This is a genomic window from Cellvibrio polysaccharolyticus, assembly GCF_015182315.1.
In the GTDB taxonomy this organism is placed as follows: Bacteria; Pseudomonadota; Gammaproteobacteria; order Pseudomonadales; family Cellvibrionaceae; genus Cellvibrio; species Cellvibrio polysaccharolyticus.
Genome location: NZ_PRDL01000001.1, coordinates 3,555,501 through 3,577,523, shown reverse-complemented (window position 1 = coordinate 3,577,523; position 22,023 = coordinate 3,555,501). Strand labels below are relative to the sequence as shown.

The window sequence follows — 22,023 nt, the reverse complement described above, 5'->3', positions numbered from 1 at the left end:
TTCCGTTGTATTCAGAGTGACGAGCTGCCATCAGTATGGCTCAGATATGGAGGTTACGTCCGCCATCCACGGCGATAATTTGCCCGGTAATGTAGGGGGCATCGCTGATGAGAAAGCGAACCGTACGGGCAATATCGGCGGCCTGGCCGCGACGTTGCAGCGGTATTTTATGCAAAAGGTGGTTGATGTAATCGGTGTTGTCCTGTTGCACATTTTCCGGCCAGAAAATAGCGCCGGGGGCAATGCCGTTAACGCGAATATCCGGTGCCAGCTCTTGTGCCAGCGACTTGGTGAGCATCACGTTGCCCGCTTTGGCAATGCAATACACGGTGTGTTCTTTTAGCGGTTTTTCGGCATAGATGTCGGCGATATTAATGATGCAGCCCTGTTGCTGTTTCAATGCCAGGAGCAGTGCCTGTGCGAGAAAAAAAGGAGCTTTGAGGTTGCTGCCAATCAAATCGTCCCAGGTGTCACTGGTGACATTTCCCAGCGGCGTGGGGTAGAAGGCCGATGCATTGTTGATCAGTACGTCCAGGCGTCCCCAGTGGCTGCTGGCGAGCCGGGCAAGTTCTGTCAGGGCATCGGTGTTGTTAAGGTCTGCTGGCAGCGCGATGGCCGAGTCGGGGCGACGCTGATTTAGCGTTTGCGCCAGCGCTTCAGTTTCGCTGCGTGATCGCCGGTAGTGCAGTACCAGGTTAAAGCCGTCGCTGTGCAATTCCCCGGCGAGGGTAGCGCCAATGCGGCGACCGGCACCGGTAATCAGAACAACGGGGTTTGCGTTATGGGTGGTGATCATGCAGGGCAACTCAATGATTTTTTTCTTTCAACGCCGTGAGTTGTTGCAGGCGTTGCTTATCAATTTCTTCGCCAAAGGCTGCGCCGGTGTAACCGGCGGCGGCAATCGCTTTGGCATCAATTTGCTGGCAGTGTGTCAGCGCCGCGCGCAGGTAGTCGGCCTGCGGGTAGTCCCGCTGTTCAAACCCGGTGCGGCCGCGTGCGTCTGCCTCGCAGCACAGAATAAAGGCTTCCCAGCGGCCGGGTCTGCGAAAGGCATCCAGTTTTTTGAGAACTTTTAAAACGGTGGCCGGTTTTAACTCCAGTGCGCGGTGAGCGTGGGTGTGAAACTCGGCTACCAGCAATGCCAGCTCACGGTATTCGCGCGGTGCTGCCAGCCGGTCTGCCAGCCGTTTTACCAAGGGTAGGCTGCGGGTTTCATGGGCAATATGGCGCGGCCATTCTGCTTCCGGTGTGGTGCCTTTACCGAGATCATGGCAAAGCACCGCAAAGCGTATCAGCGTTTGTTCACTGAGCAGGCTGGCTTGTTGCAGGCTGAGCAGGGTGTGAATGCCGGTGTCAATTTCCGGGTGATGCGTGGCCGTTTGCGGTACGCCGAAGAGTGCATCGACTTCGGGCATCAATACCTTCAGGGCGCCGCACTGACGCAGCAGGTCGATATAAATCCAGGGGGACTGTTCCCCCAGCGCCCGTTCGGTTTCTTTCCAGACGCGCTCTTTCACCAGGTGATCGACTTCGCCGATATCAACCATGTGTTGCATCAGTTGCAGCGTTTCCGGGGCAACGGTGAAGCCGAGATGGTGGTAGCGGGCGGCAAAGCGGGCGACCCGCAAAATGCGCAAGGGGTCTTCTGCAAAGGCAGGATCAACATGGCGAAGCAGGCGGTTTTGCAAATCCTGCTGGCCGCCGTAGGGGTCAACCAGCTCGCCTTCGGGCGTTTCGGCAATCGCGTTGATGGTCAAATCGCGACGGCGTAAATCTTCTTCCAGGGTGACATTTTCGCCACAGTAAAAGGTAAAGCCGCCATAACCGTGGCCGCTTTTGCGCTCGGTGCGAGCGAGTGCATATTCTTCTTTGGTGTGGGGGTGGAGGAACACCGGAAAGTCTTTGCCCACGGGCGTGTAACCCAGGGCCTGCATGGCATCGGGCGAGCTGCCGGTGACCACCCAGTCATTTTCGGTAGACGGGTAGCCGAGCAGTTTGTCACGCACCGCACCGCCTACAAGAAAGATCTTCATACGCCTGTATTTCTGAATAAAGGGCAGAACACTCTACTGCAACAGGGGGGAATTCTCCAGTGATAGAAAGGGGCGTTGGTGCTGCTATGTTGGGACGCTTGTGCGAGCAACAACATCGTGTGGGATAAATGTGAGGTTTCCGGGCGGTTTGTTATTTCAAAATAGTTTTTCTCTTTTCAAAAAAATCTTGTAGAAAAATAAAAAAGTGGATAGAGTCGATCATTCAGTTATTTCCATAGATTAATTCGTTATGTTGAATATTGTCTGCACTATGCATCAACCGATTGGCCGCCGCTCCTGGGCAGCCAAGCGCGTTATTGCGTGTGCGGATTTTTATGATTGATTAATTTTTCTTTCAAAAAAGGCCGCAGTGTTTCAAACCTGCGGCCTTTTTTGTTTTTGGGCTTCGGGTTTGACGGCGCTGACATGACATTTTCAGGGAGGCTGTCATGCCGTTATTGCTCGCGTATGTATTACTGATTTTATTGTGGTCTTCGACGCCGCTGGCGGTGAAGTGGAGTAGTGAATTTTTTGCTGCGCCGCTGGCGGTTGCCTTGCGTTTGTCGTTAGCCGCACTTATTGCCGTGCCTCTGGTGCTGGTGATTTATCGTGACGTGCTTTTCAAAAAAAATGCCTGGAAATATTTTGCCTGGGCAGCGCTAAGTTTGTTTCCGGCAATGCCGCTTTTATACAGCGCTGCAGTCTGGTTGCCCTCCGGCTGGATTGCGCTTCTGTATGCCGTATCGCCTTTTTTTACGGCGTTGGTTGAATGGGTGTGGAAGGGGCGTGGTTTATCGGGCAAAAAAATAGTTGCGTTGCTGTTGGCTTTTTCCGGGTTGCTACTGATTTTCTGGCCGGTTTTGCAATTCGGTGATGTGCCTGTGTGGGCGCCGCTGGCGGTTCTGTTATCTGCCTTGCTGGTGTCTTTCAGTGGTGTAGCGCTGACGCATTCACCGGTTCGTTTTCCGCCGCTGGTGCTGTCTACTGGTGCTTTATTACTGGCGGTGCCAGCGATCTGGTTGTGTGTTTTGTTCAGCGGTTTTGAATGGCCAGCCACCGTTTCTACCAGAGCCTGGAGCGCGACGATTTATCTGGCGCTGGGTGGTTCGCTGGTGGCGCTCATGTTGTATTTCTATCTATTGGCAACGTTATCAGCGGGCAGCGTGTCATTGATCACCATGATCACGCCGGTGGTTGCCTTGCTACTGGGTTACTGGTTGGAGCATGAACCTTTAACCTGGTATGTGTTGGGTGGTGCGGTATTTATGCTGGCTGGGCTGCTGTTACTGACGCCCTGGAATTTTGGCCGGTGGTTTGAGTTTTACATCAAACAAGGTGCTGTGAATAGCACGGTTTCGGATGAAATAAGAGCCACGATTGATCGTTACAAATAGCGCAGTGAAATGCGACAAAACATTGCACTGTTATTGTGCGCCGGTGTTTTGTTTGGCGATAAAAGGTGCACCAGCAAAGCGCTTCGCCAAAATCATCGGCGCTGGTCTTTTTTATAAATTAAATGCTATCTCCATGATTCTGTTGGGAAAATTAAAGTTGGCTTGTTAACTGCAATTATCCATTCAGGCTTGCTCGTAAAAACCGAGAGCTGTTGAAAACACAAATAGATCAATCCTGGAGAAAGAACTCATGAAGAAGATACAAAAGAAATTACTGGCCAGTACTGTAGCCGCTGCGGCTTTTGCATCCATGGCAATGGTTCCGGCTGTACAGGCAGAAGTTTCGGCGTCGGTAGGTGTTGCTAACATGTACTACTGGCGTGGTCTGGATCTGGGTGGCGGTGCAGCATTGTCTGCTGACATCAACTACAGCGTGAGCGGTTTCTTTGTGGGCGCATGGACTTCTTCCGGTGACGAAGCCATGGGTACCGAGTATGACCTGTATGCCGGTTACGGTGGTGAGGTTGGTGACTTTAACTACAGCCTGAGCGTTGTAAGCTACAACTACGCTGACCCGAAAGATGGCGAGCCTTTGTCTCCAGGTGATTTGACGGAAGTGGTTCTGGGTCTGGGTTACGGTCCTTTTGCGGCAACTTACTACGATAACGTAGCGGGCAGCAGCGGTTACAACTACTTCACCCTGGCGCTGGATTTTGAGAAATTTGCCGTGCTTTACGGTCAGCACGAAGATGATCTGTCGCACATCGACCTGACCTACAAGTACAACGACAACCTGAGCTTCACCGTTGGTAAAGTGGTTGACGATGCCAGTGGCGCTTATCCGGACGAAGCCAAGTTTATCGTAAGCTTGTCTCTGCCAATCGACTTCAAATAAGTTTTCCGCGAGTTGGGAGGCAATTGCCTCCCTGCTTTACAAGGATGTTGTTTTTAACTGCAATAAATACCTCTCTGCTATTCCTCTAAAAAATCTTCCGGTATTACATCCTCAGCTTTAGCGTTGATTGCTTGTCTTCGTTCCAAACATTACTTGCCTTCTGCATGTTTTTCTTATCAACGTTGCCGGATTTTCGGTGTCAGTATGCGGACTGAGTATTCAGCACATAAGGTTATTTTGCGGGTGGGGGAGGTGGGTGCGTGCAGGTGATCAGAAATAAAAAAGGCCCCGCGTTATGCGGAGCCTTTTGTTTGCAAATGACGTGCTATTAAACAGCCATTACCAGTTAAAACGGCGGGATACCCCCAGCATTAACACGCGGGCATCGCTGTCGTAACTGTCGAGCGTCAGGTCCGCATGCCATTTTTCAGCAAACTGATAACGCGCACCAATACCGATAGCAAGTTGCGTTGAGGTTTGACGAGCCTGACCAATACGCTTGTCCGTTGCATCCGTTTTAATAAACGAAGCACCGGCTTTGGCGTAAGTGCTGAACGCATTTTTCTGCCAGAAAGTGAAGCCGACCATCAATGAGGGTACGGTGTACTCAATGGCGGCGTCCGGCAGGGCTGCGGTCATGGCCGGGTTGTAGTTGGTCAATCCCGCTTCACCGGCATCGGTGTATTTCAGCTCCCAGAACCAGCGCGCAGAAAGCTGCTGGCCTACGTGAATGAAATAACCGCTGCTGCTGTCATCGTCGTTGTACCAGCCATTAACTTCACCTTCGGGGCTGAGTTTGGACATAGCCACACCAGCACCGGCGTACCAGCAGCGTGACAAATCAAAATCGCAATTGTCAGCTTGTGCCAGCGGTGCGGCAGTGAGCGCGCCAAGCGCGCTCACTGCCATTACGGTTTTTAAAGACCGTGCTTTGAGTTGACGGCGTCTGGCCAGCGCGGCAAGCGCCAGCAGAGCCAACCATCCGATTTGCATGGAGCCGGATCCTTTCACTGCAGTTTTCAGTTCACCGGAATCTTTTTGCAAATAATCCGGAATGCCATCGTTGTTGTAATCACCGCGCTCCATGGAGTCCGGGAAACCGTCGTTGTCACTGTCGGTGTCCAGATAATCCGGAATGCCATCGCCATCGCTGTCGAGCAGTACCGGTGGTTTGCCGTTAGTACCACCAACCACATGGCCGTCAACGCTGTCGGCAATGCCGTCGCGGTCAATATCAACAAACACATCAATACGACCATCGTTGTTGGCATCCAGTGAAGCTGGCAAGCCGGCTTCAATCAGATCCCAGATACCGTCGCCATCGCTGTCGAGGTCCTGGAAGTCAGGAATGCCATCGCCATCGGTGTCGAGAATCGCCAGCAGTAAATCAATGGCGTCGTGCAAACCGTTGCGATCGTTGTCAACGAAGTTGTCGATACGGCCATCACCGTCAGCGTCCAGCAGGAAGCGAATGCCGCTTTCGATAATGTCCGGAATGCCGTCGTTATCGCTGTCCAGGTCCAGACGATCCGGGATGCCGTCACCATCGGTGTCGCGATCCGGGCCGGTTTCAAATGGTGAGCTGAAACCATTTTCAATCCAGTCCGGAATACCGTCGTTGTCATCGTCCTGATCAATCGCATCGGGGATGCCATCGCGATCGCTGTCGAGGCTGCCGCCGAACCCATTAACATCATTGTCTACAACATCCGGAATACCATCGCCGTCTTTATCGGTGATGTCATCAATGCGTCCGTCACCATCTTTGTCGAGGTCGGCGTAACCGGCGTCAACAATATCCGGAATACCGTCGTTGTTGCTGTCGGTATCGCGATAGTCAGGAATGCCATCGCCATCGGTATCGCGCGGGTTATCGATAATGATGCCGCCGTCCGCCATGCCATCGTTGTTGGCATCGGGCAAGCCGGCTTCGATCACATCAAAGATGCCGTCGTTGTCGCTGTCGAGGTCGCGCATATCGGGGATGCCATCACCGTCGCTGTCGCGCAGTCTGGCAGCATCGTCAATGCCGTCACCGTTGGCGTCGGTACCGCCGGTCTGGTCTACGTCGAAGGCGTCATCAATACCGTCGCCATCGCTGTCACGACCGGATGCACCGGCTTCAACACCGTCAGCAATACCATCGTTGTCGCTGTCACGATCCAGATAATCCGGCAAGCCATCGCCATCGGTATCAACCGGTTCGAAGCGGTCATCAATGCCGTTGCCATTGCGGTCCGGACCACGGGTCTGATCAACATCGAGGAAGTCGTCAATACCGTCGCCATCACTGTCAGTGCCGCTGAGCGGAATCATGTCAGCTTCCAGACGATCCGGTACGCCGTCATTGTCGCTGTCGTTGTCACGATAATCCGGGATGCCATCACCATCGGTGTCACGCGGTTCAAAGCGATCATCAATGCCGTTGCCATTCGCGTCCGGGCCGCCGGTCTGGTCCACGTCGATAGCATCGTCGATGCCGTCTTTATCTGTGTCCTTACCGCTCAGTTTCACGCTGATTGCTGCTTCGAGAATATCCGGAATACCGTCGTTATCACTGTCGGTGTCGATGTAATCCGGAATACCGTCGCCATCAGAATCGCGATTGCCTTCGATCACATCCGGAATACCGTCGTTATCGGAGTCGAGATCCAGATAATCCGGAATGCCGTCGCCGTCGGTATCACGATTGCTGGCACGACCTTCGTCTTCATCGGAAATACCGTCGTTGTCATTGTCGGTATCGCGATAATCCGGAATACCGTCGCCATCCATATCGGCATAGTCATTGGCATTGTTCGGATCGGTTTTATCAACATGGGTTTCGATGTAGTCAGGTACGCCGTCGCCATCGCTGTCCTTGAAGGAATTGCGATTAAACGGATCTGTGCCTTCCGCGCGTTCTACATAATCCGGTACGCCATCGCCGTCGCTATCCAGGAACTGATCAGTGCCATCCGGGTTGGTGCCTTGTTGTTTTTCAACATAGTCCGGAATGCCATCGCCATCGGTATCTTTGAAGGAGCGCGGATCGTTCGGATTAGTATTGTCGTGCTGCACTTCAACATAATCCGGTACGCCGTCACCGTCGCTGTCTTTGAAGGAGGTGCGATTTCGCGGATTTGTGCCATCCAGACCTTCAACAAAATCGGGCACGCCATCACCATCGCTGTCTTTTACCGACAGACGGTTTTGCGGATCAGTGTTGTCGAAGATGCTTTCAACAAAGTCCGGTACACCATCACCATCGCTATCTCGGAAAGACGTGCGATTGTTCGGGTCGGTACCTTGCTGAACTTCTACATAGTCAGGCACGCCGTCACCGTCACTATCTTTGTAGTGGCGTGGATTGAACGGATCAGTACCATCGCGGATTTCGATGTAGTCAGGTACGCCATCGCCATCGCTGTCTTTGTAACGTGTCGGATCAGTAGGTGATGAACCTTCACGCACTTCAACATAGTCAGGTACGCCGTCACCATCCCGGTCTTTGTAGGACGTTGGGTCGTTAGGGTCAGTACCATCGACAGCTTCAATGTAGTCCGGCACACCATCACCATCGGTGTCAGTGATCGAACCGTTACCACCCGGGTCGGTGCCATCGCGGTTTTCAATGTAGTCCGGGATGCCATCGCCATCGCTGTCTTTGTAAGACTTCGGATCGTTCGGGTTTGTACCTTCTACCAATTCAACATAGTCAGGTACGCCGTCACCATCGGTGTCTTTGAAAGAGGTCGGATCGGTGGGGTCTGTACCGTCGTTATGTAATTCCACATAGTCAGGTACACCGTCATTGTCGGTATCACGGTATGACGTCGGATCTGTCGGGTCAGTAGCATCCAGTATCTCGATCAGGTCAGGTACGCCATCGCCATCCGTGTCTCTGAAAGACTCGGCATCTTCCGGATCAGTGTTTTGCTGAACTTCTACGTAGTCAGGTACACCGTCGCCGTCCGTGTCTTTGTAATCACGGTTGTCTTCCGGATCGCTATTGTCGACATGAATCTCGACATAATCCGGTACGCCATCACCATCGGTGTCTTTGTAAGATGTCGGGTCGTTCGGGTCAGTACCGTTGCGTACTTCTAGGTAATCGGGCACACCGTCGCCATCGCTATCTTTTGCCGAGGTCGGGTCGGTTGGATCAGTTCCATCGGCAATTTCGATGTAATCCGGTACGCCGTCACCGTCGGTGTCGGTCAGTGAATCATCGCCGCCGGGATCGGTGCCGTCGATTATTTCAACGTAATCCGGAATGCCATCGCCATCGCTGTCTTTGTAAGACGTTGGATTTGTCGGGTCGGTACCGTCTACCACTTCAACATAATCCGGAACCTTGTCGCCGTCAGTATCCTTGAATGAAGTCGGATCATTCGGGTCGGTGCCGTCAGTTTGCGTTTCTACGTAATCAGGTACGCCGTCGCCATCGCTGTCTTTGTAAGACGTTGGGCTGCGCGGGTTGGTGTTATCACGCAGTTCCTGATAATCAGGTACGCCGTCGCCATCCGTGTCTTTGTAAGACTTGGGATCGGTCGGGTCAGTGCCATCGACGATTTCAACGTAATCCGGAACCTTGTCACCGTCAGTGTCCTTGAATGCATCGGCGTCATTCGGGTCGGTGCCGTCTTTAGCTTCTACATAGTCGGGCACGCCGTCGCCGTCTGTATCACGGAAAGATGTGCGTCTGGTCGGGTCGGTGCCATCCAGTATTTCTACGATGTCGGGTACACCATCACCATCCGTATCTTTGAAAGAGTCACCACTTTCCGGATCAGTACCTTGCTGAACTTCTACGTAATCAGGCGCACCATCACCATCGGTGTCCTTGTAGTCACGTTTGTTGGTCGGGTCGGTATTGTCGACATGAACTTCTACGTAATCCGGTACGCCGTCACCGTCGGTATCCTTGTAGGAAGTCGGATCGTTCGGGTCAGTACCGTCCAGTAATTCAACATGGTCGGGTACGCCGTCGCCATCACTATCCTTGAATGACGTCGGCTCGTTCGGGTCAGTACCGTCTTTGTTTTCTACATAGTCGGGTACACCGTCACCGTCGCTGTCGGTTACCGAGTCTTTGTCGTTCGGATCGGTGCTGTAAACATTAACTTCAACGTAATCCGGTACTCCATCACCATCGGTATCCAGGAAATCATCAACATCTTCCGGGTCGGTGCCATTCAGAATTTCGATATGGTCGGGTACGCCATCGCCATCAGTGTCTTTGGCTGAAGTCGGGTCGGCCGGGTCAGTACCTTGTTGGTCTTCCACATAATCAGGAACACCGTCACCGTCGCTGTCTTTTACAGAATCCTTGTCGTTCGGGTCGGTGTTATCGATTTCGGTTTCCACATAATCGGGTACGCCGTCGCCGTCAGTATCAAGAACCGAGTCTTTATCATCCGGATCTGTGCCATCCACATAAACTTCAACATAATCCGGTACGCCGTCACCGTCAGTATCGGGATATGACGTTGGGTCATTGGGGTCAGTGCCTTCTGCCGCTTCCACATAGTCAGGTACGCCGTCACCGTCTGAATCTTTTACATCATCAGGATCGTTCGGGTCGGTGAAATCAATGTAATTTTCTACGTAGTCGGGTACGCCATCACCATCAGTATCCGGGAAGTCTTCCGGATCGTTAGGATCGGTGCCTTCGCTCGCTTCCACATGATCCGGTACACCATCGCCATCGGTATCCGGCGCAGCAGTTACGGTGATGCTGAATGGGCCCTGGTTTGCAGCGCGACCGCCGCTGTCCAGCACACGGATAGTGATATTGCTGGCGGTTCCCACATGGGCGCGAGTCGGCGTTCCTGAAAGGGTGCCGGTTGCCGGATCAAACGTTGCCCATACAGGCCGGTTGGTAATACTGAAAGAGTGCGTATCCTGGGGATCACCATCGGTAATGGTGGGGGTGTAAGTATAGGTTGCACCTTCAACGATGGTGGCAGCAGGCGAGTTGGTGAATACCGGCGTCTGGTTGCTTATCGCGGTAAAATTCACATCACCGGCACTGGGGCTGGTGTTGTTGGTGCCATCACTGGCAACCAGATCGTACGCAGGTGCATTTTTGCTACCGTCATGCACAAACGCGATACGTCCCAGATTGATGTCGTTCTGGGTAAAGGTTGTGATGGCGACATTGGGAGCGCTCACCAGCGCAAAGCGGCCGTGAGTAACATTGCTAACCGTGAAGGTAATAGGATCATCTTCCGGGTCGGCGTAGCTGATATTTTCGTTACTCAATGCAATTGCATCGCCTTCTACCAGCGTGATGGTGTTGGCTGCTTCCAGGGGGACGCCGGAGTAATCGCCGCGATCCGGATGTGGTTCGACGTAGACATAGAAGTCATTGAAGGTGCTAAGACCATCGGGGTCGCGAACATACAACGACAGCGCTCTGTCACCCTCGGAGCGCAGGGCAAAGGTATCGCGGTAGGTGAGCGTGCGAACCAGTGCCTGCAATGCAGCGATATCGGTGGGGCCGGTAAAATTGATTTGTAATGCACGACCAAGCCCGTTCAAGGTCGGGTGCACTGTACCAAAGGCATTACCCTCGTAATAGATAGTGTCACCGACACGATTGATTTCGCCGGTACCGTTACCAACGGCGTCAACACTCAACATCTCCAGTTGACCATCCGTAAACGTAACGTTCAGTTTCAGCATGCCACCCTGGAAATCCGTGGTGTTGGCATCTGTCACTGTCGCGTTGAGGTTCTGGTCGACCCGAATCGGCTGGGCTCCGTTGTAAACAACCCGATCTGCTTCGAGATTACGAACACGCGGCGCATTCGGATCGGGCACGATAAAGGTCAGGCCCAAATAATTATTGCTGCGTGTCGTGGTGTTGTCGCGCACTTCAAAAGTGATCGGGTAAGCACCAGGGTCGAGGCCTGAACCCATCGGGCCGGGGGTAAACGTGTAGTTGTTAGGAGTAACTTCGGCGAGGGAGCTTTGTATGGTTCCCAGGCTTTGGGTATCAATCGCTGTGCCGGTGATTGCAAAGGAAAAACTTTCCCCCTTTTCCACAATTACGTTACGTGTCTCCGGAATACTGCCCGAGTTGTTGAAAGTAATCTGCGCTTTAGGCACCAGATTAAAAATCAAATCCACATGGGTTTTGGATTTCATCTGGCCATTTTCGTCAACGTCTTCAGCAACGAGACCGGCGCTGTATAAACCGGCGGTCATATTGCCTGAGCCCACCCAGGTAATAACACCGGTATTGGGGTTTATCGCAAGCCCGACCGGATTCGTGTAGGAGGCATTTCCGCCCAGTTCGTCGGTGTTAGCCAAACGATAACGCAGTTTGTCTGCGTTGGGATCGGTAGAGCTTAACTGATAATTCCAGTCCGTCAGACGTGTGGTTCCGTTCAGTTGGAATTGCGGCACATCCATCACAATTGGCATATCAATCTTGGGGGCAAGATTGTTGTCATTCAGATAAATACGGGTTTGAATCCGCCATGAACCGTTGGCATTGTTTCGCAGAGTACTGATCCTGTTACCTCCGCCAAATACCACGCTATAAGCGGTATTGGGATCCAGGTTCAGTGCGTGAAAGATGGTGGTCTTTAAAGTGTAATCGGCATCGTTAAGGTTGGTCCCATTAACGAAAACGAGCTCATCGTTACCTACTTTTGAAAAGGCAAGATTAGGGCTGGTCTGAAACGATATGTTGTCGTGACTACGGCTCCATGCCGTATTTACGGTTAAAACAACATCGTTCTGACCTCCATTTCCGTCAATATCCTTGGTCTGCCAGGTTATCGAGCCGCCTCGAAAATGCACGGCTGATGCCTGGGCTGACGCCAGGGTGGCCACAAGTACCAATCCCGCTGTTAAAACAGCGCGGTACTTGCGAATAAAGTCTGCTTTCATAGCTGACAAATTCCTGAAGTTAAACGTGACAATGTCTTGAGGAAAGACACCGATTTGTTATTGGTTGGTCACCTGGTAATCCAGAACAACACTCCATTCCTCGCCACCACGTTCAACCTTATTGGTCCAGGTAAAACAGAAATGGTCTTTGTTATCTGCGTGGAATTCACCGCGCGAGCTGGTGCGGTTTTCTTCGTTGTAGAGGAATATGGTGTTGTTATCCGGGTGGTGATGAATATTAAAATCCAGCGGATAAATGGACTGGTAGCGGTAGCTGATGGTTTGTCCTGCTTCCAGCATCATGCAATGCTCACGGAAGTAGTTTTCTACACCGGCAATATCCACTACGGTTTGTTGCCAGGCTTCATCAGCGAATGCGGTGGTTGAAAACGCGGTACCCAGTAGCAACAGTGATGCAGCAATCAACCGCTTCGCCGAGGGCGGATTTGAAGGTCTTGATAACGTCATAACGGGCTCGAACAAGAGTGAAAAACAAGCCGTTCGACGCAGGCGGGCCGCCAGAGGGACGACCGGCAATACGTCTCTTCCGGCAACTCGGGTGGCAAAAAGCCACAGATAGAAAACTGTGACTCAGTTCACTACTTGTTGCTGAGTATAATCAGGTGGCGTGTCGCATTTTATTGCGTTTTCTTGCAATTTCTTGCAGCGAGGGAACGGTGCGTCAAACACCGTTTTTGCGGGGGAGGATAATCGTGAAAATCGCGCCACCAGCAGGGTTGGCGCGGTATTGCAGTTGTCCGTTATGGCGGGAAACGACGGTATGAACAATGAATAAGCCCAGCCCCATGCCGTTGGTGCCTTCCATCTTCAGGGCGTTATCTGTCCGGTAAAACTTGTCGAAAATCCGGTCGGTTTCTCCTTCCGGAATCCCGATCCCGTGGTCGATCACCTGAATCTGGCAGTGCTGTGGCTGACATTCGGCCTGGATAACAATCAGCCCGCCACCCGGTGAATATTTGATCGCATTGTCCAGCAGGTTGATCAGCGCGTGACCAAACCATTGGGGATCAACGTCCAGATAAATGTCCTCCTCCGGGAAATCCAGGTGCAGATGATGAGGCGCTTCAACGGGGCGTAAATCCTCAACCTGCTCGATCATCCGCTTCAGCGAAACTGTCTGCAGTTGTAACGGCATATCGCGATTTAACAGGCGGTCTTCTGCCAGCGCGTTATCAATCAGGGCGTTGATGCGGGCAAGCCCGAGGTGGGTGCGTTGAAAGCGGGGTGCCAGTTCCGGGTGAGAGTCCTGGGTTTGCAGCTGGATATTGGTAATGGCCGAGCCGACCACCGCCAGCGGGGTGCGCAACTCGTGAGCCACCATGCTGAACAGCTCGCGGTGCAGCTTGGCCTTTTGCTGTTCGCTAAGAAAAGCTTTTTCCTGGGCGCGTAAATGCAGCATTACCACCAGCGCAATGTAAGGCACCTGCAAAATGGTCATGAAGGCCCACACGTGCGTGGTCCAGAAATTCATCGGCAGTAGTGAAAAATTTCTCGCCATTTGAAAACTCAGCGTCACTATCCCCGGGCCGAACAGTAACAGCATTAACAGCGATGGCACAAAGCGGTGTTTCAGCATAATCAGCGTCAGGGTGAGCACACTGACCAGCACCACAATGCCACCAATAGCCGCAACAGACGGCAGGGGTGCGCCAAGCAGACTGACCACCGCGCCCAGTGCACTGAAAATGGCGATGCCCCACATCATCACCGAAAAGCGCGGGAAAAAATTGCGTGGCTGGATAAACACCATGGACATGGAAACCCCGGCGGCGCCGGAGGCGAAGATGCCGCACGCCAGTATGCGATCCGGCCAGTTGCCATTCTGGTCATAAAATATCTGGTCGTAACCATTGATACAGAAATGCATCATGCCGTTAAAAAACAAAAAGGCGGTGATCGCGAAGTAAAAGGTTTTGCGCATCCACAAGCCGCTGATCAGGCTCACCACCATCGCCGCCAGGATCAAACCAAACAGCAGCCCGTACAGCATATTCTCGAAGGTCAGGGTGTAGGCGTAGGCCTGCGGGTCCCACAAGGTAAGCCCCAGTGTCAGGGTGCTGGAGGTTTGCACACGCAAATAATAGGTGCCGCCGCTATCGCTGGAGAGATCCAGCGGTGCCAGAAAATGCCTTGCCAGCATCGGGCGGTTGGCGGGTCTTACATGGTCGCCCATACGCAAATGCCGGTGTTCACCATTGGCTTGCGGAATATAAAGATCCACCGAATCCAGGAAGGTGGGGCTGATTTGCAACCACCATTCACCTTCGGTATTGGCATTCGGTTGAAGCGTCCAGCGAAACCAGTGAACCTTGGGGGTATAACCAAAAGAGAAGTTATGGTCCTCAAACCAGGTAAAAAAGCTATGACCAGACTGGTCTGCAGCCACCAATTCTTCTAAACTAGTTGTCATGCTGTCGTTTTTTTCAACAAAAATTTCTGTGTAAGGAAGCAGTGACAGGCTGGAGAGGCGAACATCGGGTACCGCAACCGGTGCTGCTGCCATAACCGGATGACATAACAAAAAGGCCGTTAGAGAAATAATAAACATTCCATAACGCGCAAGGCTTTCTCGCATGCCCACTCCCCGTATTCTTGTTGTTGAAGACAATCCCGATCTGCGGGTAGAAATTGTCGATTATTTACTGTTTTGTCAATATCGAGCGAGTGGTGTTGGCAATGTACACGACATGCAACAGGCGCTTCGCTATGAGCACTGGAACATGTTGTTGCTGGATCTGACCTTGCCCGACGGTGACGGGCTCAATGTCGCACGGGAGCTTCGCAAAACCTACGGCTTGCAACTGGGCATTATTATGGTCACAGCCCGCGGTCAGGTGGAAGACCGTATTGACGGAATCAGTGCCGGTGCTGACGCTTATTTGATCAAGCCGATCAATTTGCGTGAACTTAAAGTTACCATTGATCACCTTGGACAGCGCCTCGGCGGCCAGCCGTCGCTGGAAACTTCAACGCTGGCGCAATGGCGGCTGGATGCCATGAGTCTTGAGTTGATCTGTCCCAATGCCGAACGTGTGGCGCTCACCGTTACTGAATCCTTATTGTTAAAAACGCTGCTGGAACAACCCGGACAACCGGTCAGCCGTGATCGTTTATGTGAATGCCTGCCGCCAGGCAGTCATCAGGATGACACTCGCCGGCTGGATAGTATTTTGAGCCGCTTGCGCAGCAAAGCCAAAAAAGAAACCGGGCTCAACCTTCCTATTCATACTCTGCGCAACAAAGGTTACACCTTCGAGGGCAACCGCCGCGCCAGTGATAAAAGCTGGTAATAAAGCTGCACCAGGTTTGCACTTATCGAGGTTGTTGGCGGGCGGAATATGGCAGAATGCTGCCTTGATTGAACTGACAACTATCTGAATAGAACAGGATGCTATTGATGAGCAGTTTCTCCTCCAATGCCAACCGTCCGGAAATACTGGTAACCGGTGGCGCCGGGTTTATCGGCAGCCATGTTTGTGTGGAATTGATTGAAGCCGGTTATCTGCCGGTGGTGGTTGATAACCTCTGTAACAGCAAATATGAAGCGCTCAAACGCGTGACAGAAATTACCGGTGTTGCACCGGTTTTTTACGAAGTCGACATCAACGACCGCGAACGCCTGCAATCGGTATTCAACGCGCACAAGGTTCAGGCGGTGATGCACTTTGCCGGGCTGAAAGCAGTGGGTGAGTCCAGTCAGATTCCGCTGAAATATTATCGCTACAATGTTGCTGGCACCCTGACGTTGGCCGAAGTCATGGCTGATAACAACGTCTGGAAAATGATTTTCAGTTCATCGGCAACGGTCTACGGCGATCCGGTCAGTGTGCCGATTGACGAAAGTTTTGCCACCTCGGCTACCAACCCTTATGGCCGCAGCAAATTAATTGTGGAAGACATTCTGCGCGACCTGGCAGCGGCGCCGGGCAATCAATGGAACATCAGCTTGCTGCGTTATTTCAATCCGGTGGGCGCTCACGAAAGCGGTCGCATCGGTGAAGACCCGGCGGGCATTCCCAACAACCTGCTGCCTTACGTTGCTCAGGTGGCGATTGGCAAATTAAAAGAGCTGGGCGTTTTCGGTGATGATTACGACACCGTGGATGGCACCGGCGTACGCGATTACATTCATGTGGTTGATCTGGCCAAAGGCCATGTGGCAGCCTTGCAAGGTCTGGATAAAAGCGGTGACGGTTGCCGCGCCTACAACCTCGGCACGGGCACCGGTTATTCGGTGTTGCAAATGGTTGCCGCGTTTGAAGCCGCATCGGGTCGCAAGGTGGCTTATCGTATTGCACCGCGTCGCCCGGGTGATATTGCTGCCTGTTTTGCCTATGCTGAAAAAGCCAAACAGGAACTGGGCTGGGAAGCAAAATTCGACTTGCAGCGCATGATGCAAGACGCCTGGCGCTGGCAATCGCAAAATCCGCAAGGCTATGAGAGTTAGTTGGTCAGTCAGCTTATTGAGCGTTCAGAACCTGCATTAATGTGCAGGTTCATTAATACTCTCCTTATTCCAATCCGGCGTCAGCTTACCTTGCAGGCAGGCGCTCACCTCGTTATCAATTAAATTTCCCGGTTTTACACAATCTTTCAGCGTGCGCGAATGCAGCGGTGTATCGCTGCTTGTGGGCGGTGGTTCGCGTTCGGCATTTTTTGCGATGCGACAAGCCGCATTGCGCTGCGCCAGCGTATCGCCCGTGGCGTGCTGGTTGTGCTCGCGAATCCAGAAATTGCAGGTTTGATACAAGCGAACAACCCTTGCATCGGTGGCGGTGATTTTTATTTCTGATTGTCGATCATCGTAACGGCGCTGGCGAGGCGCAGCGGTTGTTTGAATATTCTGCGAGCGGGCAGTGCGGATACACTCGGCAAGTTGTGAGCGGTGATAATTGCGTTTGCGCAACCAGTCATTCATCTGACGGCTGCTGCCACCGGCGCGTCGCTTCTGGTTATAACTGTCAAGCCGCTGTTGGTGGTATTCACAGGAATTGTTGGCCTGCGCCGGTGGTGACCCGCCAGGCAATAGACAAAAGCCGAGAAAGCAAAAAACGGGAGAGATGTATCGCAACATAGCAGCGTCCTTGCTGTGAATGATGCGTTCAGTCTATCTCACTAAGTTGGCGGATGCCAAACGGTCCTTTATATTTGCTGGCAAGCGCGCCACCGGTTTTTCTTCGCCGCGTTTATCTTTATAAATAACACCGCCTTTCATCACCCAGGGAATATAGCTGAGTACGTCAATATTTTGTGTGGGGTCTGCCTTTACCGCAACAATGTCTGCATACTTGCCCACTTCAATGGAGCCGATATCTTTTTCAGCATCGAGAAATTTTGCCGCATGCAATGTGGCGGAACGAATGACTTCCAGGGGTGACAAGCCGACTTCAACCAGCAATGGAAATTCACTGGTGTTATTGCCTGCGGGGCCATCCGTGCCGTAAATAATCGGAATGCCAGCGCGAACGGCTTTACGAATATTGTCTTTGTATACGGATAAAACATGGGTTAAACGTTCACGGGTGAGCGGCGTAATGCCCACTCGCTCGGCGCGTTCCAGTGCTGTTCCGAATACGGCCAGTGTGGGCACCAATACCGAGTGCGGGCTTTTCTTGAAAAGTTTTATATTTTCATCGTCGAGTAATGAACCGTGTTCAATAGAGTCGGCACCGGCATTCAACGCAATTTTTACACCCTCGGGTGCATAAGCGTGCACCGCCACTTTTTTGCCCAGCGCATGAGCAGTTTCAATGACAGCACGTACTTCTTCTTCGGTAAATTGCACACTGGTCGGGTCGGTGCCGCTAACAAAACCGCCGGTGATGCAAATTTTTACAAAGTCTGCACCGTATTTAAAAATTTCTCGCGTCTTGTGGCGAAATTCATCCGGGCTGTTGGCACTGTAACGGCTCTCGGTAATATTGTCCGGTGACGATGGTTGACCGCTGCAATGGCCGCCGGTAACCGACAACATCGCACCGCCATCAAACAAGCGCGGGCCGGGAATATCACCGTCATTAATCGCATTGCGTAAGGCAATACCGGAAAAGGCTGCGCCGCCCATACTTCTTACCGTGGTAAAACCGGTATTCAAGGTCAATTTTGCGTTGTAGGCGCCACGCAATGCACCGCGGGCGACACCGGCATTCAAACCGCCACCACCGGCGAGATGAACGTGCGCATCAATAAATCCCGGCAATAAAATGTAATCACCCAGATCAACAATTTCAGCGTTGTCCGGCACATTAATATTGTTGCCAATCGCGGTGATGCGTTCGTTTTCAATAAGGACTTGCGGGTTGGCCACCAGCTTGCCGGTTTTTACATCCAGTAAATGTGCCGCTTTCAAAACAGTGACTGTTTTACTTTCAGCAGCCGCATTGGCGAATACCGGCAGGCACAAAGCCAGCAATAAGGGGAGCAGGTGCGTTGTTATCCGTGTTTTCATGCGTTCTCTCTATTTTATCCAGTGTTGAATAATCAATCGTAATGATTCGGGTACACGGATAATTCATATTCTGTGCCAGAAGTGCAGGCGCAGCGTTTACAGAGAATTTAAAAAAACGTTAACGGAATTTTTTATAAAAGCCACGGGTTAATGTCGCAGCCACTCCATGCGCTGTTATGACATGGAGCGGGCAGGAATCAGGCGGCGTAATTTGGGCATGAGATAATGGCGGCAGCGCTGGTTGTAAATGAGAAGGCCACCGAGCAATCCGATCGCGCAGCCCAGCAGGGTATCGTAAAAACGGGCTTCGGCAATGGCTGATGAATCACCGCCCATGCTGAGTGTTGCTGCTTCAGCCAGCAGCAGGCCGAGTGGAGTGAAAAACAGCGCGGCAATGCCGTAATGGCGCACCACCAGCATTTCGACCAAAAAGGTGAGAAGCATAATTAAAAATGAAATGCTGATCGGGTTCAGCGGTAAAGACAACAAACCGAAGGCCAGCCAGATACCCAACGCCGTGCCCAGCACCCGCTGTAATTGTCGCGACCAGACCGCTTGCAGTGATGCGCCCTGAATAACAGCCACACAGCTGATTGGTACCCAATACGCGCGTTCCATTTGCAGCAGGTGCGCCAGCAATAATGAGGCGCCAACACAGCCACCAATAATGACAGAATCATAAATAACGTAGTTGTATGCGGGGGACTGAATCACCGGCGCAGGGTTGGCTGGTTCAATGCGTAAAATATACAGGCTGTAACAAAACGCCAGAAACACCGCCAGAATACAGCCGAGGCTGAGCAAACCCACCATCATCGGCAAGCGTTCAATAGGAATGGGCGTGTAAGCGCCAATCGACACCGCCATCACAAAAAACAAAGAGCCCGGCGGGCCTATATCGTAATAGCGCACAATCATGGTGACCACGACCGCCGTAAAGGTAATCACCGGAATAATCGACAGCGGCACAAACTGGCAGAAAGTCCCCACGGCATAACAGGCGATCATGCCGAAGGCGCAGGTCATCAGGCGAATCATGCGATGAGACAGCGGCGTTTTGCTGACATGCAAAAACACCATGCCGCCCAGTGATGCCGCCAGACCAAACTGAATATGGCCGAGAATGGCCGCAATCAGCATCGGCAGCCCGGCCGCCAACGCTGCGGTAAAGGGCAACTGCCAGCGGCGATCCGATGCATTGAAGGTGATCAATTGTTGCCACTGTTCCCGCAATACGCGGCGGGTTTTTCTCAAAGGCGATGGTGACACGGCGCAAAATCCATTAACGGTTGCATGAAGCTGTCAGTGCATGGCTGCTTGTTAAAGCGGCGGCATTGGCGGGTCGGTCGCCAGCAATGCAGAGGTTGCAGCAGCACGCGGAATACTGACAGGGTGTAGTGAGTATGGCTGAAAATCGCCACGGCAGAGCAAGGCTTGTTGCGTCGCTGTAAACCACGCGGTGTTACAGCGGCAAGCCGGAGGTCAGGGATAACTGGCAACCACTTTGGTTTTGCCATCGCGGGTGACGCCGACAACATCGTATTTATCCTGACGGTCGCCCATTTCCATACCGGGCGAACCGACCGGCATACCGGGCACGGCGGCGCCGATTAAATCGTCATCGGCCAATACCTTTTTTACCGCATCCGCAGGAACGTGGCCTTCAAAAAACTTTCCGTTGATAACAGCGGTATGGCAAGAGCGCAACGCCGGTGCAATGCCGAGTTTTTCTTTAATGGAATTCATATTGCTTTCCACCTGGTCATTCACGGTAAAACCGTTGTTTTCCAGATGCACAATCCAGTCCTTGCAGCAGCCGCAAAACGCATCGCGATGCACATCGGCGTGCAGCTCCGACGCCAACGCCGACGTGCTGAATAACAGGCTAAACAGGGCAGAAAAAATAGCGGGGTATTTCATGGCAGGAATCCTGGAAAATGGCATCTTTATCCGGGCGGATCAAAGACGCCATTATTCACCAGAACCCCGCGCGAGGGAATGACATCCATCAACTTATCACGCCAAAGCTGCTGGCGCGTCAGGTTTGAAGCCGGATAACTGGCGCAAATACGACCAGGGAAAAATACCGCGCTCGTGACCATCGCTAAACACCAGCTGGATGCCGTACACCATATTATTGATGGCGGTTACGCGGATATCCGGGTCAAGCAATGAAATAGTACCTTTCAGGCGCCGGGCGCGGCAGCCGGAACACTGGCAAGCGCTACGCAACAATAACCACGAGAGCGACGAGATTTCCCCGTCGCTCCACACCAGGCTTACTTGCTGTTGTGCCGGCTCATTGCGGATACTTTGCGGGGCCGGTTGGCTCAATGCATTCATGATGATGCCTGTGCCAATTGTTGCAAGGCAATGCGCACCGCCTTTCTCACTTCCGGGTCGCCATCCTGCCCGGCTTGCTGCAACGCCGGAATAGCCTGCGCACTGCCCAGTTCACCCAACGCCAGCGCTGCTTCTTTTCGCAAATTGCTGATGCTGTGTTGCAAGGTTATTAACAGCGACTCAAGTGCCGGTAAATACCGCAACTTGCCCAAAGCACGAGCAGCCTGCAAACGCACCTGCCAGTAATCATCCTGCAATGCAGCCAGTAACGCTTCACCGCTGTGGTGATGCGCGAGTTTACCCAAGGTTTTTGCGGCCTCTTCACGCACTTGCCACTCCGGATCAGTCAGCGCTGCCTGCAACGCGGGCAAGGTTTGCTCATCGCTGGCAAACGCCAGTGCGCCAACGGCGGCACGTCTTACCTCAATATCGGCATCGCTGCTCGCCAGTCGGGCGAGCTCGGGCAAGGCTTCAGTGTGCTTCAACCAACCCAATACGCCCACCGCCTCGCGGCGTACACCGGCACTGGTATCCTGCAATGCCTGAATAGCTGCACCGCTACTATCGGGCAAGCGTAGCTCTCGCAGTGCACGAAAGGCACTCTGACGAACCTGTTCATCGGCATGTTCAGCCCAGGGCAAAATAACCAGGCCGCTTTGTGGCTCTTTTAACAAGCTCAAACTTTGTGCTGCTGCCCCACGCACCTGTTGGCTGGTATCGGTGAGCGCGGTACACAACGCAGAAACTACCTCGGTTTCTTCCCAGGCTTCCAGCAGGCGCGCCGCTTCAAAGCGCACTTCGGCATCGACATCGTGCAGCAAGGCACCGGTCAAAAAGGGCAGGCTATCCGGGTCTTCAAGATCAGCCAACGCAATCAACGCGATACGCCGCACACCGGCATCGTCATCCTGAAGGCGGGGCAGTAATTGAAGAATATCGTCATTGTCGGTTTCAGTGGTAAACATAGTGGCTCACGGTAAATTGATTTTAAAAAAACGTACAGCG

General features: G+C 52.7%; 15 protein-coding genes. 4 read left to right on the top strand and 11 right to left on the bottom strand.

Translation table 11 applies throughout. The annotated features are described in order from the left end of the window. Window positions 1-40: 40 nt before the first annotated feature. Together C4F51_RS15080 and C4F51_RS15075 are read right to left on the bottom strand one after the other, a co-directional pair. A complete protein-coding gene (locus C4F51_RS15080) occupies window positions 41-796 on the bottom strand; it encodes a pteridine reductase (protein ID WP_193911187.1) in 756 nt (251 codons plus the stop codon). Between the two features lie 10 nt (window positions 797-806). Then, a complete protein-coding gene (locus C4F51_RS15075; protein WP_193911185.1) occupies window positions 807-2,033 on the bottom strand; it encodes a multifunctional CCA addition/repair protein in 1,227 nt (408 codons plus the stop codon). Between the two features lie 449 nt (window positions 2,034-2,482). Between C4F51_RS15075 and C4F51_RS15070 the strand changes: the two genes are divergently transcribed. Both C4F51_RS15070 and C4F51_RS15065 read left to right on the top strand, forming a co-directional pair. Next, complete coding sequence (locus tag C4F51_RS15070; protein WP_193911183.1) at window positions 2,483-3,427, top strand: DMT family transporter; 945 nt, start codon at window positions 2,483-2,485, stop codon at window positions 3,425-3,427. A 250-nt stretch (window positions 3,428-3,677) separates the two neighbouring features. Further along, window positions 3,678-4,322, top strand: coding sequence for a TorF family putative porin (locus tag C4F51_RS15065; protein WP_193911180.1), 645 nt, complete (start codon window positions 3,678-3,680; stop codon window positions 4,320-4,322). 339 nt (window positions 4,323-4,661) lie between these two features. On the opposite strand, the gene C4F51_RS15060 is transcribed toward C4F51_RS15065, so the two are convergent. From C4F51_RS15060 to C4F51_RS15050, 3 genes are all read right to left on the bottom strand, one after another. After that, entirely contained in the window at window positions 4,662-12,206 is a 7,545-nt protein-coding gene (locus C4F51_RS15060; RefSeq protein WP_193911178.1) for a putative Ig domain-containing protein, read from the bottom strand. 57 nt (window positions 12,207-12,263) lie between these two features. Then, on the bottom strand, window positions 12,264-12,674 hold the full coding sequence (locus C4F51_RS15055; RefSeq protein WP_193911176.1) for a hypothetical protein: 411 nt from the start codon (window positions 12,672-12,674) through the stop codon (window positions 12,264-12,266). 214 nt (window positions 12,675-12,888) lie between these two features. Continuing rightward, window positions 12,889-14,802: a sensor histidine kinase gene (locus C4F51_RS15050; RefSeq protein ID WP_193911174.1), complete on the bottom strand. Its 1,914-nt coding sequence runs from the start codon at window positions 14,800-14,802 to the stop codon at window positions 12,889-12,891. Here C4F51_RS15050 and C4F51_RS15045 point away from each other — a divergent pair. Continuing rightward, entirely contained in the window at window positions 14,801-15,517 is a 717-nt protein-coding gene (locus tag C4F51_RS15045) for a response regulator transcription factor (protein WP_193911172.1), read from the top strand. The two genes, C4F51_RS15050 and C4F51_RS15045, sit on opposite strands and share 2 nt — an antisense overlap. A gap of 107 nt (window positions 15,518-15,624) precedes the next feature. Further along, entirely contained in the window at window positions 15,625-16,674 is a 1,050-nt protein-coding gene (gene galE, locus C4F51_RS15040) for a UDP-glucose 4-epimerase GalE (RefSeq protein ID WP_193911170.1), read from the top strand. Between the two features lie 36 nt (window positions 16,675-16,710). Here galE and C4F51_RS15035 read toward each other — a convergent pair whose 3' ends face one another. From C4F51_RS15035 to C4F51_RS15010, 6 genes are all read right to left on the bottom strand, one after another. Further along, complete coding sequence (locus C4F51_RS15035) at window positions 16,711-17,301, bottom strand: hypothetical protein (RefSeq protein ID WP_193911168.1); 591 nt, start codon at window positions 17,299-17,301, stop codon at window positions 16,711-16,713. 33 nt (window positions 17,302-17,334) lie between these two features. Continuing rightward, window positions 17,335-18,675 carry an amidohydrolase family protein gene (locus C4F51_RS15030; RefSeq protein WP_193911166.1) on the bottom strand — a complete coding sequence of 447 codons (1,341 nt, stop codon included), beginning with the start codon at window positions 18,673-18,675 and terminating at the stop codon, window positions 17,335-17,337. A gap of 174 nt (window positions 18,676-18,849) precedes the next feature. Beyond that, window positions 18,850-19,944, bottom strand: a complete 1,095-nt coding sequence (locus tag C4F51_RS18370) for an FUSC family protein (RefSeq protein ID WP_193911164.1) — start codon at window positions 19,942-19,944, stop codon at window positions 18,850-18,852. Window positions 19,945-20,157: 213 nt separating this feature from the next. After that, a complete protein-coding gene (locus tag C4F51_RS15020) occupies window positions 20,158-20,595 on the bottom strand; it encodes a DUF411 domain-containing protein (protein ID WP_193911162.1) in 438 nt (145 codons plus the stop codon). Window positions 20,596-20,691: 96 nt separating this feature from the next. Beyond that, entirely contained in the window at window positions 20,692-21,018 is a 327-nt protein-coding gene (locus C4F51_RS15015) for a DUF971 domain-containing protein (RefSeq protein WP_193911160.1), read from the bottom strand. Continuing rightward, window positions 21,015-21,983, bottom strand: a complete 969-nt coding sequence (locus tag C4F51_RS15010; RefSeq protein WP_193911158.1) for a HEAT repeat domain-containing protein — start codon at window positions 21,981-21,983, stop codon at window positions 21,015-21,017. The genes C4F51_RS15015 and C4F51_RS15010 overlap by 4 nt, the downstream gene beginning before the upstream one ends. Between the last annotated feature and the right edge of the window lie 40 nt (window positions 21,984-22,023).